The organism is Kiloniellales bacterium (assembly GCA_030064845.1).
In the GTDB taxonomy this organism is placed as follows: Bacteria; Pseudomonadota; Alphaproteobacteria; order Kiloniellales; family JAKSDN01; genus JASJEC01.
Window position 1 is genome coordinate 1 of record JASJEC010000100.1, and the last position, 13,555, is coordinate 13,555.

The 13,555-nt window shown below is 68.5% G+C and carries 13 protein-coding genes; 2 read left to right on the forward strand and 11 right to left on the reverse strand.

Annotation, left to right across the window (positions count from 1 at the left end; all coding sequences use genetic code 11):
- The 8 genes from QNJ67_22655 to QNJ67_22690 form a co-directional block, all read right to left on the reverse strand.
- The coding region (locus QNJ67_22655; protein ID MDJ0611791.1) for a PEP/pyruvate-binding domain-containing protein at positions 1-566 on the reverse strand (566 nt) is incomplete at its 3' end.
- A 1-nt stretch (position 567) separates the two neighbouring features.
- Entirely contained in the window at positions 568-2,646 is a 2,079-nt protein-coding gene (glyS, locus tag QNJ67_22660) for a glycine--tRNA ligase subunit beta (GenBank protein ID MDJ0611792.1), read from the reverse strand.
- A 132-nt stretch (positions 2,647-2,778) separates the two neighbouring features.
- The gene (locus QNJ67_22665) at positions 2,779-3,714 is read right to left on the reverse strand and encodes a glycine--tRNA ligase subunit alpha (protein ID MDJ0611793.1); all 936 of its coding nucleotides are present in this window, start codon (positions 3,712-3,714) and stop codon (positions 2,779-2,781) included.
- Positions 3,715-3,792: 78 nt separating this feature from the next.
- Positions 3,793-4,845 (reverse strand): GGDEF domain-containing protein, encoded by a 1,053-nt coding sequence (locus QNJ67_22670; protein MDJ0611794.1) that lies wholly within the window; start codon positions 4,843-4,845, stop codon positions 3,793-3,795.
- 221 nt (positions 4,846-5,066) lie between these two features.
- A complete protein-coding gene (locus tag QNJ67_22675) occupies positions 5,067-5,327 on the reverse strand; it encodes a hypothetical protein (protein ID MDJ0611795.1) in 261 nt (86 codons plus the stop codon).
- A gap of 202 nt (positions 5,328-5,529) precedes the next feature.
- Positions 5,530-6,402: a S49 family peptidase gene (locus tag QNJ67_22680; protein MDJ0611796.1), complete on the reverse strand. Its 873-nt coding sequence runs from the start codon at positions 6,400-6,402 to the stop codon at positions 5,530-5,532.
- Positions 6,403-6,486: 84 nt separating this feature from the next.
- Entirely contained in the window at positions 6,487-7,260 is a 774-nt protein-coding gene (locus QNJ67_22685) for a methyltransferase (protein ID MDJ0611797.1), read from the reverse strand.
- Positions 7,257-7,472: a DUF2007 domain-containing protein gene (locus QNJ67_22690; protein ID MDJ0611798.1), complete on the reverse strand. Its 216-nt coding sequence runs from the start codon at positions 7,470-7,472 to the stop codon at positions 7,257-7,259. Before QNJ67_22690 ends, QNJ67_22685 begins: the two co-directional genes overlap by 4 nt.
- A 252-nt stretch (positions 7,473-7,724) precedes the next feature.
- On the opposite strand from QNJ67_22690, the gene QNJ67_22695 reads away from it, so the two are divergent.
- On the forward strand, positions 7,725-8,741 hold the full coding sequence (locus tag QNJ67_22695; protein ID MDJ0611799.1) for a polyprenyl synthetase family protein: 1,017 nt from the start codon (positions 7,725-7,727) through the stop codon (positions 8,739-8,741).
- A gap of 27 nt (positions 8,742-8,768) precedes the next feature.
- On the opposite strand, the gene QNJ67_22700 is transcribed toward QNJ67_22695, so the two are convergent.
- Positions 8,769-10,835 (reverse strand): AsmA family protein, encoded by a 2,067-nt coding sequence (locus QNJ67_22700; GenBank protein MDJ0611800.1) that lies wholly within the window; start codon positions 10,833-10,835, stop codon positions 8,769-8,771.
- Positions 10,836-10,937: 102 nt separating this feature from the next.
- Positions 10,938-11,414 carry an OmpA family protein gene (locus QNJ67_22705; GenBank protein MDJ0611801.1) on the reverse strand — a complete coding sequence of 159 codons (477 nt, stop codon included), beginning with the start codon at positions 11,412-11,414 and terminating at the stop codon, positions 10,938-10,940.
- Between the two features lie 257 nt (positions 11,415-11,671).
- Here QNJ67_22705 and QNJ67_22710 point away from each other — a divergent pair, with 257 nt between their 5' ends.
- Positions 11,672-12,604 (forward strand): TraB/GumN family protein, encoded by a 933-nt coding sequence (locus QNJ67_22710; GenBank protein MDJ0611802.1) that lies wholly within the window; start codon positions 11,672-11,674, stop codon positions 12,602-12,604.
- Here QNJ67_22710 and QNJ67_22715 read toward each other — a convergent pair.
- Entirely contained in the window at positions 12,598-13,284 is a 687-nt protein-coding gene (locus tag QNJ67_22715) for an aspartate/glutamate racemase family protein (protein ID MDJ0611803.1), read from the reverse strand. The two genes, QNJ67_22710 and QNJ67_22715, sit on opposite strands and share 7 nt — an antisense overlap.
- Positions 13,285-13,555: the final 271 nt, after the last annotated feature.

Here is a 13,555-nt window from a genome sequence, read left to right on the forward strand (position 1 = left end):
GCCTGCCAGTCCTCGGCGGAGAGATCGGTATCCAGGGTGACGCCCCGGTCCTCCTTGTGCAGGTCGACGATCTCCTCGAAGCCGTGATGGTCGACGCCGAGCACCACGTCGCCGAACATCTGGATGAAGCGGCGGTAGCTGTCGTAGGCGAAGCGTCCGTCGCCGGAATGCCGGGCCAGGCCTTCGACGGTCTGGTCGTTGAGGCCGAGGTTGAGCACCGTGTCCATCATGCCGGGCATGGAGACCCGCGCGCCCGAGCGCACCGAGACGAGCAGCGGGTTCTTCTGGTCGCCGAAGCGCGCGCCGACGAGCTTCTCCATGGCGCCGAGCGCCGCCTCGAACTGTTCCTTGAGACCGGGCGGCAGCGCCTTACCGTTGTCGTAGTAGTGGGTGCAGGCCTCGGTTGTGATCGTGAAGCCGGGCGGCACCGGCAGGCCGAGCGCGGACATCTCCGCCAGGTTGGCCCCCTTGCCGCCGAGGAGATTGCGCAGGCTCGCCGCGCCCTCCGCCTCGCCTCCGCCGAAGCTGTAGATCCACTTGGCCGTGGTTACCTTTGTTTGTGCCACCTCAACCCTCGATCTTGGAGAAATCCGCCACCTGGCCCAGGGTCGACCCGAGCTGCGACAGCAGACGCAACCGATTGGCGCGCAGCGCCGGATCGTCGGCGTTCACCGTCACCTCATCGAAGAATTTGTCAACCGGCCGTCGCAATCCGGCGAGCGAAGACATGGCGCCGGTGAAGTCCTCGTCCGACAGGGCGGCCTCGGCCGCGGTTGCGGCCCGCCCCAGGCTGTCGAACAGGACGCGCTCTTCCTCCTGTTTGAGCGCGGCACTGTCGGCACCGCCGTTGTAGGTCGTCTTGTCGTTCTTTTCCTCGATCCGCACGATGTTGGCCGCCCGGCGGTAAGCCACCAGGAGGTTGGCGCCGTCGTCCGTCCCGAGGAAGGACTCCAGGGCGGCCACGCGCGCCAGCACGCGCACGATGTCGTCCTCGCCGCCCAGCGCGAAGACCGCCGAGATCAGGTCGTGCCGCACGCCCTGGTCGCGCAGCGCGACCTTGAGCCGGTCGGCGAAGAAATCGATCATGTCCCGCGCGACCTCGCCCTTGGCCGCGGCGGCGCGCGGCGCCTCGGTGAAAACGGTCCGCATCGGCAGTCGGATCCCGTTCTCGACGATCAGCCTGATGACGCCCAGGGCGGCCCGGCGCAGGGCGAAGGGATCCTTCGAGCCGGTCGGCTTCTCGTCGATGGCGAAGAAGTTCACCAGCGTGTCGAGCTTGTCGGCCAGAGCAACGGCGACCGAGACGGGCGCCGAGGGGCAGCGGTCGCCCGGGCCCTGCGGCGCGTAGTGCTCAGCGATAGCCTCGGCCACCGCCTCGCTCTCGCCGTCGTGGCGCGCGTAATAGCGGCCCATGATGCCCTGGAGCTCGGGAAATTCGCCGACCATGCCGGTCGTGAGGTCGGCCTTGCAGAGCCGCGCGGCGGAGCGCACCCGGTCCGGGTCGGCGCCCGGGATGTGCTTGGCGAGCATCGCCGCCAGCGCCTGCAGACGGTCGACCTTGTCGTCGAGCGTGCCCAGCCGGGCATGAAAGACGATGTTCTTCAGGTCCAGGACCCGGCCGGCCAAGGGCTTTTTCCGGTCCTCGTCCCAGAAGAAGCGGGCGTCCGCCAGGCGGGCGCGCAGGACCCGCTCGTTGCCGGTGATGATCGTCTTGCCCTTGTCCCTGGTCGCCATGTTGGCGACCAGGAGGAAGCGGTCGGCAAAACGCCCCTCGGCGTCCTCGGTGGCGAAGTACTTCTGGTGGCTCCGCATGGCGGTGGTCAGAACCTCCGGCGGCAGGTCCATGAAGGCCTGGTCGATGCGCCCCATGAGAACCACGGGCCATTCGACCAGGCCGGCGACCTCGCCGAACAGGGCCGGGTCGTCCCTGACCGCCAGGCCGGCCTTCTTGGCCAGCTTCCCGGCCTCGCGGCGGATGATCGCCTCGCGTTCCGCCGGATCGAGGATCACCTTGGCCTGCTTCAGCTTCTTGCGGTAGTCAGCGTAGTTGGAAACGGCGATCGGGTCGGGCGCGAGAAAGCGGTGGCCCCGGGTCTCGGTCTGCCCCAGCGCCACCATCGAGGTGAAGCTGCCGGCCTGGTCGGCGAAGTCGAGCGGCGCCCCGTCGAAGAGCGCGAGCACGGCGTGGAGCGGCCGGACCCAGCGGAACTTGTCGCCGGCCCAGCGCATCGACTTCGGCCAGGGGAAGGCGGTCAGCGCGCCGGCAATGGCCGCCGGCAGGACCTCGACGCTGGGCCGCCCCGCGACCTGCCTGACCGCGAAGTAGAACCGGGCGCCCTTGACCTCGCGGACCTCGGCCTGGTCGATGGATGACAGGGCGTTGGCCTTCATGAAGCCCTGCAGCGCCTGCTCGGGCGCGCCGACCCGCGGCCCCTTGCGCTCCTCGGAGAGATCCGGCTGCTGCGTCGGCAGGCCGTCGACCACCAGGGTGAGGCGCCGCGGCGTGGCGAAGGCCTCGGCGCTCCCGAAGTCGAGTCGCCCCTCCTCCAGCTTGCCGGTGACCAGGCGCTTCAGGTCCTCCGCGGCGCGCGCCTGCATGCGCGCCGGGATCTCCTCCGACAGCAGCTCGAGCAGGAGCTCAGCCATGGCGCCCTCGCAGCCCGGCCATTTCCCCAGTCCTTGTCATAGCCGGGCTCGACCCGGCTATCCAGGGGCCGAGGGTCGCCCTGGATGCCCGGATCAAGTCCGGGCATGACAAAACTTGCGTGTCTGAGACGATCAACTGGCGCTCCCCGCCTGACTGGCCAGCCAGGCCTCGCAGCAGCTCTTGGCCAGGTCGCGCACCCGGCCGATGTAGGCCTGGCGCTCGGTCACCGAGATCACGCCGCGGGCGTCGAGCAGATTGAACAGGTGGCTCGCCTTCATGCACTGGTCGTAGGCCGGCAGGGCCAGGGGGCGCTCGGCCTTCAGAAGCTTGGCGCACTCCGCCTCCGCGTCCTTGAAGTGGGCCATGACCGTCTCGGTGGTGGCCACTTCGAAGTTGTAGGCCGAGAACTCCTGCTCCGACTGCAGGAAAACGTCGCCGTAGGTCTTGCCGCCCTCTTCCTTCGGCACGCCGTCCCAGTCAAGGTCGTAGACGTTCTCGACGCCCTGGACGTACATCGCCAGGCGCTCCAGGCCGTAGGTCAGCTCGAGCGACACGGGATCGCAGTCGATGCCGCCGACCTGCTGGAAGTAGGTGAACTGGGTGACCTCCATGCCGTCGCACCAGACCTCCCAGCCGAGGCCCCAGGCGCCGAGGGTTGGGCTCTCCCAGTCGTCCTCGACGAAGCGGATGTCGTGCGCCATGAGGTCGATGCCGAGCGCCTCCAGCGAGCCCAGGTAGAGCGCCTGGCTGTCCGGCGGCGACGGCTTCCAGATCACCTGGAACTGGTAATAGTGCTGCAGGCGGTTGGGGTTCTCGCCGTAGCGGCCGTCGGTCGGCCGGCGCGACGGCTGGACATAGGCCGCCTTCCAGGGCTGCGGGCCGAGCGACCTCAAGGTGGTCGCTGGGTGGAAGGTACCCGCGCCGACCTCCAGGTCGTAGGGCTGCAGGATGACGCAGCCCTTGCTCGCCCAATAGTCCTGAAGCTTGAGAATCAGGCGCTGGAAGCAGCTCTCCGGATCGGCGCGCAAGGCGCGCCGGCGCGACGCGGCGGATTTTCCGGGTGGCATGGGGGCCGGGTCTTTGTTGCACTGCGAAAAACCGGGGGAGAGTAGCCTCGCCCCCCGGGGGAATCAAGCGCAGGCGGCTTACTCCGCGAGCCCGACGAACTCCAGCATCAGCTCGGAGATGACCCGGTTGCGGCCCTCGGCCTTGGCGCGATAGAGCGCCTGGTCCGCCCGGCGGACGAAGCTCTCCAGGGTTTCGCCGAGGCGGTACTTGGCGGCGCCGACCGACATGGTGACGATCCCGTAGCTCTCGCCGGTCTTGCGGTTCTTCAGTTTGCGCGAAGACAGCTTCTGACGGATCTGGTTGGCCACCGTGAGGGCGTTGTCCAGGCTCGTGCTCGGCAGAACGACCACGAACTCCTCGCCGCCGTAACGCGCCGGCGTGTCGCGGCCCTTGACGCCGTCCTTGAGGATGCGGGCCACGGCTTTGAGCACCTCGTCGCCGATCAGGTGACCGAAGGTATCGTTGAACTTCTTGAAGTGATCGATGTCGAGCAGCAGGAGCGAAAGATCCGAGCCGTCTTCCTGGGCCTTGGCCGCTTCCTCGCGCAGGGTCAGGTCGAAATACTTGCGGTTGGCTATTCCGGTCAGCGCGTCGGTCATCGCCTCGCGGCGCACCTCCTCGAGGTGCTGGCGCAGGTCGGTGATCTCCTGCGAGGATTCACCGAGCCGGCTCTCGAGCGCCTGGTTCTTCTCCAGGATGTTGCGCGTATCGTTCAGGATGCCCTTGACCAGTTCGGCCATGTCGCCGCCGTCGCCGGACTGCGCCAGGTCCTTCGAGAAGCCCGCGAGCTTTTCACCGTAGCGGCCCTGGTCCTTGCCCGCCTCGTCGAGATGGTTGAGGATCTCGCCGATCATGGACTGCAGGCGGCTGGTGGTTTCCCGAAGCTCACCGCTCTCCTTGTCGAAGCCGATGAACTGCTCGTAGATCTCTTCACAACGCTCAGGTGTAAGCTGCGCCTTGTTGCTGAGCACGATGTCCAGGGCCCGGTTCATGGCCGGGTCCCGGCCTGCGAAGTAGCCGTACCAGACCGCGAAGTTGTTGGGATTCTGCACCACATCGTGCTGGCGCATGTGCTTCAAGGCAGATTCGGCATACTCGGCCGCCTGTTCTAGGCTTTCAATGTACTGCATCTCGCCCCTCGGTCGATCAACCGCCGCGCGGCTCGTGGCAACGTTCGGCCTGGGCGACCACACTTATAGGTCGCGGCCATCGAGCCGATCCTAGGGGGCAAGCCTTATAAATGTATTAGCTGAACCTGCATAAAATACTAACATATTCAGCATGTTGTTCTCGTATTAGGCGCATAACATCATGGTTTATTGACGCTTTACGCGATTAGCGGAATAGATCCCTAATAGGGGCAATCCGGCCGTCCGCAGCTCGATTGGGCCCGCGCCGCCACGAAGGCTTCGCAGACCGGGCAGCGAACCATCTCCTCGGCCTCCTTGCGCTCGGCCTTGCCGCCGTCGCCGCCCCCTTTGACCGGACGCCGCTGGGACTTCACAGACCGGTCCAGCTGACGTGCCTCCTGGAGCCGCGAAACCAGCTTGAAACCGTACCAGACGGCACCGACCAGGGCGGCCAGCAACAGGAGTTTCTGGAGCGAGAACATGGCGTCTTGTATGGCGCGGTCCCGGGGCCGTCAAGGCGAGCGGGCTGCTGGGACCCGGTCTACCCTAGAGCAGATCCGGGTTTGATTGAATCGCTAGAAGCGATTCATCAAACCCGGTGAATCTGCTCTAACTCAATGATGTAGATCGGATTCACATGTTTAGACGGAAGCAGGACCTGCTTCCGTCTAAACATGATCCGATCTAGAGGCCGAAGCGGGCCCAGAGCGCCCGCTCCTCCACAGCCGCGATCAGGCCTTCCGCCCAGGCCGCGGAGACCGGCCGTCCGCCCGTTGCCCCGGCTGCGGAGAAAGGCAGGCGCAGCCGCCACCAGCGTTGACGGTCCTCGACCTTGCGCAGGCGCAGCTTCTCGCCGTAGCGCTCGCGCAGCACCCGGCGCATCTCGCCGACGCCGTCGGCGAGTCCCAGTTCCACGGCCTTGCGGCCGGTCCAGACGTCGCCCGAGAAGAGCGTCTTATCGCCGCCCTTCAGGCGTTCGCTCCGACGCTGGCGGACCATCTCTTTGAAGCTCTCGTGGATGTCCTGGTGGATCGCCTTGAGCCGGGCGACGTCCTTCGGGTCCTCTTCCCTGAAGGGATCGAGCATGGACTTGCGCTCGCCCGCCGTGTGGACCCGCCGCTCGACCCCGATCTGCTCCATCATCTTGGTGAACCCGAAGCTGGCGGAGATCACCCCGATCGAGCCGACGATGCTGCTCTCGTTGACGTAGATCTCATCGGCCGCGCAGGCCAGCCAGTAGCCGCCGGAGGCCGCGATGTCCTCGGCGAAGGCGATCACCGGCACCTCGTGCTCGGCCGAGAGGTCCCGGATCCGTTCCGCGATCAGCGCCGACTGCACCGGCGAGCCGCCTGGCGAGTTGACCCGGAGCGCCACGGCCCGGATCCGGGGCATCTTGAAGGCCCGTTCCAGCGGGTCGGCCAGTGCCGCGAGGGAGAGACCGCCGCGCATGGGGCCCATCCCGCCGATCACGCCGGTGAGCGCGACCACGGCGACCTGGGGCGGAGGGTTCTTGAATCGGCTGAGCGGAAGCTTGGCCAGGAGCGCGTAGAAATCCATAGCCAGCTAAATGGGGCCGCGCGGCAGGCTTGCCAACACCCCACGCCGACGGAGATCCGGATCGAAGGCCGCCGGCCTCGGGCGCTACCAGACGAGCGGGGCGGCCTCCCGCAGGACCGCCTCCGCGGCCGCCGTATAGGCGCCGTCGCCCCGGTGCAGGACGAGGCCGCAGCTCACGCCTCCGGGCGCCGCGACCCCCTTGCGGGCGGCGACGATAATGCGCTTCGCGGGCCGGCCCTCGGCTGGCCAGAGTGGAAACAGCCGGATGCCCCCGAAGGCGGGGGCGAGCCCCGCGAGGAGGTCGGCCAGCCGGTCGGCGCGGTAGATCACGTTGAGTGTCCCCTTGGGCCTGAGCCATTGCCGCGCGGCGGCCAGCCAGTGCGCCAGCCCGGTCTCGCCCTCGCGCTGCGCCAGGTCGCGCGACGCCAGCTTCGAGGGACGTCCCGAGGCGCAACCCAGGTAGGGCGGGTTCATCAGGACCCGGTCGAAACCCTCGGGCGGAAAGTGATCCGCCGCTTCGCGCAGGTCGCCCTCGACCACCTCGAACCGGCCTGCAAACCCGTTCTCCTCGGCGTTGGCGCGGGCCAGAGCCGCCAGTGCCCCCTGCACCTCCAGGCCCGCGACCCGTACCTCGGGCTCGCGGGCCAGAAGGCAGAGGGCCGCGGCGCCGACGCCACAGCCGAGATCGAGCAGGCTTTCCCCTGCGCCTGCCTCGACCGACGCAGCCAGCAGCACCGGATCGATGGCCGCCCGGTAGCCGCGCGCCGGCTGGCGAAGGCGGACCCGCCCGTCCAGAAGAAAGTCCAGGGTCGTCGCGCCGGGGGATCCGGCGGCGGCGGGCTGGGTGCGTGGCGTCATGCCGGGTCGAGCTCGCCGGCCTCGACAAGGAGTCGTTTCGCGCGAAGGTAGTCGTCGTCCATGACGGCGAGGCGCCGCGGGATCGCCCCCGCAGAGCCCTCCAGGATCGAGGTGTTGGCGTCGAGCACAACCGCTTCGATACCGGAGTCCGCCAACAGCGCCGTGAGCCAGGACAGCTTCACGATGTCGTTGGTGCGCAACAGCTCCTTCATCGCCCTGCCCCTATTGAACCCCTCGGCTAACAGTCTCGTAACAAGGTCGTTGTGATCGTGCTCGGGTTGGGCGGGATCGCCAGGGTTGGCCGCGATCGAGACGGCGGCGGCAAGAGCCGGCCCCGAGCTTCACCGAGGCAGGCTTGACGCAACAGCCCAGGCACCTATTCTGGCCGGCAGTCCGCCGGGCCAAGACAAGGAAGATAAACGCAGGCCAGCCCGGAAGGAAAGGTGGGAAGGTCGAAAGTGGCACTGGTCGCCGACTACAAGCGGGAGAATGCGGCTTCTCCGGAGAACGGCTTGCAGCGCCTGACAGCCCTGGTGCAACAGGATCTGCAACGGGTCAACGCGCTCATCCTCGATCACATGCAATCCGAAGTGGTGCTGATCCCGCAGCTCGCCGGCCACATCATCGCGGCCGGCGGCAAGCGCCTGCGGCCGTTGTTGACATTGGCGTCGGCGCAGCTCTGCGGCTACGAAGGGCCCCGGCACCTGGCCCTGGCAGCCTGCGTCGAGTTCATCCACACGGCGACCCTGCTGCACGACGACGTGATCGACGAGAGCGACCTGCGCCGCGGATTGGCGACCGCGAACGCGGTCTGGGGTAACAAGTCCAGCGTCCTCGTTGGCGACTTCCTTTTCAGCCGGGCTTTTCAGCTCATGGTTGCAGACGGCTCGCTCAAGGTGCTGCGCATCCTGTCCGATGCCTCGGCGATCATCGCCGAGGGCGAGGTCATGCAGCTGACCACCTCGAACGATACCGCCACTACCGAAGACAGCTACATGAAGGTGATCAGCGCCAAGACCGCGGCGCTCTTCGCCGCCGCCTGCGAGATCGGGGCCGTGGTCGCCGACCGCCCGGAGGCCGAGGAACGGGCGCTCGAGGTCTTCGGACACAGCTTCGGGGTCGCCTTCCAGTTGGTCGACGACGTGCTGGACTACTCCGCCCGCCAGGCGCTGCTCGGCAAGTCGATCGGCGACGACTTCCGCGAAGGCAAGATCACCCTGCCGGTGATCCTGGCCTACCAGCGCGGGACCGAGCGCGAGAAGCACTTCTGGCGGCGCTGCATGGAAGACCTGCAGCAGGACGAGGCTGACCTCGAGCAGGCGATCGACATCATGACCCGGCACGGCTGCCTGGAAGAGTGCATCGGGCGCGCCCGCTCCTTTGGCGCGGCGGCCCACAAGGCGCTCGAGATCTTCCCCGACTCAACCCCGCGCCAGGCCCTGGCCGACGTGGTCGATTTCGGCCTCAGCCGGGTCTACTGAGCTGCGTCCGGCCGGTCTCGGCGCGCGCTAATTCCCGAACAGCTTCTTCAGCGCGTCACCGGCGTCCTTGAGGGTGTCCTTGGCCGCGTCCGTGCCGCCGCCTTCGCCCGTTAACGGAGACGTCAGGCCCTCGACCGTGCCCTTCAAAGTGTCGGCCGGCTTGCCGATCAGGGCGACAATGTCGGGCCGGTAGGTGATCGCATGCCAGGGCCCCTCGGCGATGACGGGAACCGCCAGGCCCCTGGCCGCGAGGTCGCCGCCCTGGCCTTTCAGGTCGGTCACCGCCTTGGGCTCGATGCGGTACTTGAGCGTGCGCGCCGGCAGGTTGACGCGGCCCTCGCCGGTCACCCGGATCAGCGGATTGAGCAGCTTCAGGTCGTCGTTGTTGAGCACGCCCTTGGCGATCCGGAAGGTGCCGGAGAGCTCGGCGAAATCTGTCTTCTGGGCCTTGTCCGCGGCGAGAAAGGCGGACTCGATGTTGCGGATCATGGCGGCCAGGTTGACACCCTTGATCGCGCCGTCGCGGAACTCGATCCCACCCCGACCGCCGAGCGCGGCGACCATGGCGCGCTGGCTCCCGCCCCGGGTCTCGAGCGCGAAGTCGAAGCCGCCGGTGCCCTCCAGCCGGTCGAAGCCGGCGGCGTCGCGCAGCAGGGGCTCCAGTGTGACGCCCGTCAGTGCCAGGCGATTCTCGACGGACGGGACCGCGCCGCTGCCGTCGACGACGAAGCGTCCCTCGCCGCTACCGTTGTAGAGATTGAGCTCCTTCAGGTCGGCAACCAGCCGGCCATTCTCAAGCTTCGCGTCGAGAACGCTGCGTCCGACCTTGATGTCGCGCACCCGGATTCCGCCGACCTCCAGAGCGAAATCGGCGTCAACCGCCTTTAGCGCGCTTAGGTCGATCGGCTCGTTGCTCCAGGTGCCGGCTTTGGCCGCCTTGGGCTGGGCGCCGCCTGACTGGCCCTGGCCCGCAGCGGGGGCGGCCCCGCCGGTTCCCGGAGCGGCCTTGGCCTCGGTCTTCTCGGCCGGCATGTAGGGGTTGAGGTCCAGCAGGTCGATGGCGAGCGCGCCGGACAGGCTGGGTCTCGGCCCGCCGAGCGCCGCGGCGAGACGGCCCGTCGCGGTCATGGCGTCGAGCCTGATCGTGGCCTCCTCGAAGGCGTAGGTCTGGCCCTCGACCGCCACGCGCCCGGTGATCGCGAGCGGGCCCAGGCCGCTGCCACCCTGCTCGATGGGCTTGGCGGCCCAGGCCGCGAGCTCCCTGAGCGAGGGCACGTCGAGATCGACCCGCCCCTCCGCGTCAACCGCGGGCAACACGGCGAGGTCGCCTTCGAAGCCGAGCGAGAGCGGCCGGCCCCGCAGGTTGAGCGCGACCTTGGCGGCCGCGCCCTCCGAGAGAGCGCGCAGGTTGTCGGCGTCGAGGCGCAGGGCGATCTCCTCGCCGCGCCAGGTCGCTCTTCCTTCGGCAGTCAAGGGCTCATCGAAGGCTTCGAGCGCCAGGGAGAGCCCGATGTCCGAGACCTCGTGGCGTTGGCCGCGCGCCGCGTCGGCGTAGGTCAGAAGACCGCGCTCGATGCGCACGTCGCCGAGGCGAAGCCCGGCGATGCCCGCGGCCCGCTTCGGTTTCTCCGACGGCTCGGCCGGCTCGGGGACGGGCTGCGCACTCGGCTCGCCGCCCTCGGCGCCGTCGCTCGGCGCGGGTGCGGCTGGGGTGAAAGCCCAGTTCGGCGTGCCGCTCTCGTCTACCTCCAGGTGGATCGCCGGCTCGACCAGCACGAAGCTGTCGACCGCGACCTCCCGCGAGAACAGGAGCGACAGGACGTCCAGGCGGATCAGCAGGCGCTGCACCGTGGCGAGGTGCTCGCGGTCGGACCCGGACGGATTCGCCAGGGCAACCTCGGCAGCATCGATCTCGACGCGCGGAAAGACCGAGAGCGACAGGTCGCCGATCGAGAGTTCGCGGCCGGTCGCCTCCTGGGCGGCCTCGGCGATGCGGCCCTTCACCGGTTCCATGGGCACGAAAAAGGGAACGGCGGCGAGGCCGGCCACCAAGAGAAGCACCAGGACGCCGACGATGATCGCCAGTTTCTTCATGCCTAGACCTTTCCCCTTTTCTCGGGCGCGCAAGTAGCGGCCTCATCACTTACGTGGTGAGCCGAAGGTTGATCCGTCAAGGCCCCCGGGAGCTTGTCGGGATCAGCGTCCGACCAGGATCTCGACCCGCCGGTTGCCGGCCTGGTCGACCCCGTCGCCGGTGGGGTCGGCCAGATCGGCCTCGCCGAAGGCCTCGGCCCGGATCGCGCTGGGCGCGACACCGCCGGCGATCATGGCCGCCGCGACGGCGTCGGCGCGGCGCTCCGACAAGCGGACATTGGCCGCCGGGTCGCCGACCGTGTCGGTGCCGGCGATCAGGAGAATCCGGCCGCGCTCCAGCTTGGCGAGGGCTGCCTTCGCCTCCTTCAGAACCACCTCGGCGGCGGAGTCCAGCTCCGCGCTGCCGCTGGCGAAGTAGACCACGAAGCGCTCGCCTTCGGCCTGCCCGGCGGGCGCCGGAGCCTGGGCGAGCAGCGGGGCGGCCGCCCGCGCGGTTTGCGGCCCCGCGTGCGACGGCGCGACGGTGACGCCAGCCAATCCGGCGATAATGGCGAAACACCCGGTCAAGACGCGCTTCATCGATAGCCCTCTCGTCGGACCGACTCGGCTCGGTCCCCTGAGAAATTTCGCTATCATGGGATGGAGGATCGCATCAATATGCAACGCCTGGACGATCGTCCTCGCCGCCGCGAGATCGGGCTGCGGCCCGGCCGGAAAGGCCCACCAGCGGTAAGGCATTGTCAACGGCTGGGTGAAACACTCGTATTCTGAATATCTTGCGGTCTTGTGACCGGCCTCGGCACCTTCGGCCCGGCCGGGCTTGGAAAGGATAGGCGATGACCCAGGTTTTCCGCCGGACTGGTGCCTTCAGCCGGCTGTTTCTGCTGATCGCGCTGCCGGCTCTGGTGCTGCTGGCGCCGCTGCGCCCGGACGCCGCCGCCACGGACCTGCCCTACGGCCAGGGCCTGCTCTGGCGCGTCGACGTCCCCGGCAGCGCGCCGAGCTACCTCTTCGGGACCATGCACTCGGCCGCGAGCGACGTTGTCGCCCTGCCGGAGCCGGTGAAGACCTCCCTCGACACCTCCAAGTCCGTGATCCTCGAGATCGTGATGAACCCGCAGGTGCAGATGGCCCTGGCTCAGTCCATGCTGTTCTTCGACGGACGCTCGCTGGGCCAAGTCGCCGGCGCGGAGCGTCTGGACCGCCTGGTCGCCGCCGGCGCGCGCTACGGCATGGCGCGGGAACAGATCCAGCTGTTCAAGCCCTGGGCCCTGGTGCTGTTCTTCAGCCTGCCGCCGTCCGAGTTCCAGCGCCAGAGCGCCGGAGGCAAGCCGCTCGACCAGATCATCCAGGATACCGCCAAGCGCCAGGGCAAGGCGGTCCACGGCCTGGAGACGGTTGAGGAGCAGATCTTGGTGTTCTCCGGTCTGGCCGAGGCGGACCAGCTTGAGCTGCTCGACCTGACCGTCGCCTCTCACGACCAGATCGAGCCGATCTTCGAAGAGATGAAAGCGGCCTACCTGGCGCGGGACCTGAACCGGCTCTTCGACCTCAAGGAGGCGATGATGACGGACGAGGTGCCCCTGGTGCGCGAGGTGTTCGACGAGCGGATGCTCTACAGCCGCAACGAGAACATGGCCGCCCGTCTGCCCCAGCGGCTCGACGCGGGCGGCGCCTTCGTCGCGGTCGGCGCGCTCCACCTGCCGGGCGAGCGCGGCGTCCTCAAGCTCCTGGAAAAGCGGGGCTACAAGCTGACACGGGTCTACTGAGCCGAGGCACTCGGCGCCCGCCGGTAGCCGAGCTGCACGGCGGCGACGGCGTGGGCGGTCGCGGCCTGGGTCGGATCGACCACGGGCAGCCCGAGCACCGCCTCCATGGCGGCCCGGTAGTCGGCCATGCCGGCGCAGCCGAGCACCAGGACGTCGGCGCCGCAGTCATCGCGCAGGGCGCGCCCCGACTCGATCATCCGGCTCTCGACCGCCGCCGCGTCGGCCAGCGCGGTCACGCCGAAGCCGACCGCGCGCTCGCCGGCCAGGCGGGCCTCCAGGCCGAGGCCGCGGATCATCCGGCCGTGGCGCGGGATCGAGGTCTCCAGGATCGCGATGATGCCGAAGCGCTCGCCCAGGGTGAGCGCCGTCAGCAGGCCGGATTCGGCGATCCCGAAGACCGGCTTGCCGGTGATCTCGCGCAGGGCGTGGAGGCCGGGATCGGAGAAGCAGGCGACGACGAAGGCGGCGGTCTCCGGCGCTTCCCGCTCGGCCAGGCGGCAGAGCGGGGCCACGACCTCGTCGGACTGGCGCTGGCTCTCGATGCCGGGCGGCCCCTCGGCCAGGGTGACGCAGCGGATCTCGCCGTCGAAGCCAGGGCGCAGAGGCGCGACCGCCCGGTCCATGGCCTCGGTGACCGCCACGGTCGAGTTGGGATTGATGACGAGGATGCGTCTTTTCATAGGGTCAGCTTGATCCGATGCGACGGATCACGCAACGGCGCCGAGACACGAAGCCCCTAACTTGTCATGCCCGGGCCTGACCCGGGCATCCAGGGATGCCGGTCGCCCTGGATTGCCGGAAGCGCGCAGCGCTCGGGCAACGCCCGTCCGGCAGTGACAAAAGGAGGAGCGTATTCGAAAGACACCGCCGAAACCGGCGCCACCCAAAATTGTCATGCCCGGGCTTGACCCGGGCATCCAGGGATGCCACCCGCCCTGGGTTGCCGGATCA

What these genes read in the sequence shown, in the direction of transcription:
- glyS (MDJ0611792.1), bottom strand. Translation starts at nt 2,646, where the DNA reads ATGGCTGAGCTCCTGCTCGAGCTGCTGTCGGAGGAGATCCCGGCGCGC.
- QNJ67_22665 (MDJ0611793.1), bottom strand. Translation starts at nt 3,714, where the DNA reads ATGCCACCCGGAAAATCCGCCGCGTCGCGCCGGCGCGCCTTGCGCGCC.
- QNJ67_22670 (MDJ0611794.1), bottom strand. Translation starts at nt 4,845, where the DNA reads ATGCAGTACATTGAAAGCCTAGAACAGGCGGCCGAGTATGCCGAATCT.
- QNJ67_22675 (MDJ0611795.1), bottom strand. Translation starts at nt 5,327, where the DNA reads ATGTTCTCGCTCCAGAAACTCCTGTTGCTGGCCGCCCTGGTCGGTGCC.
- QNJ67_22680 (MDJ0611796.1), bottom strand. Translation starts at nt 6,402, where the DNA reads ATGGATTTCTACGCGCTCCTGGCCAAGCTTCCGCTCAGCCGATTCAAG.
- QNJ67_22685 (MDJ0611797.1), bottom strand. Translation starts at nt 7,260, where the DNA reads ATGACGCCACGCACCCAGCCCGCCGCCGCCGGATCCCCCGGCGCGACG.
- QNJ67_22690 (MDJ0611798.1), bottom strand. Translation starts at nt 7,472, where the DNA reads ATGAAGGAGCTGTTGCGCACCAACGACATCGTGAAGCTGTCCTGGCTC.
- QNJ67_22700 (MDJ0611800.1), bottom strand. Translation starts at nt 10,835, where the DNA reads ATGAAGAAACTGGCGATCATCGTCGGCGTCCTGGTGCTTCTCTTGGTG.
- QNJ67_22705 (MDJ0611801.1), bottom strand. Translation starts at nt 11,414, where the DNA reads ATGAAGCGCGTCTTGACCGGGTGTTTCGCCATTATCGCCGGATTGGCT.
- QNJ67_22710 (MDJ0611802.1), top strand. Translation starts at nt 11,672, where the DNA reads ATGACCCAGGTTTTCCGCCGGACTGGTGCCTTCAGCCGGCTGTTTCTG.
- QNJ67_22715 (MDJ0611803.1), bottom strand. Translation starts at nt 13,284, where the DNA reads ATGAAAAGACGCATCCTCGTCATCAATCCCAACTCGACCGTGGCGGTC.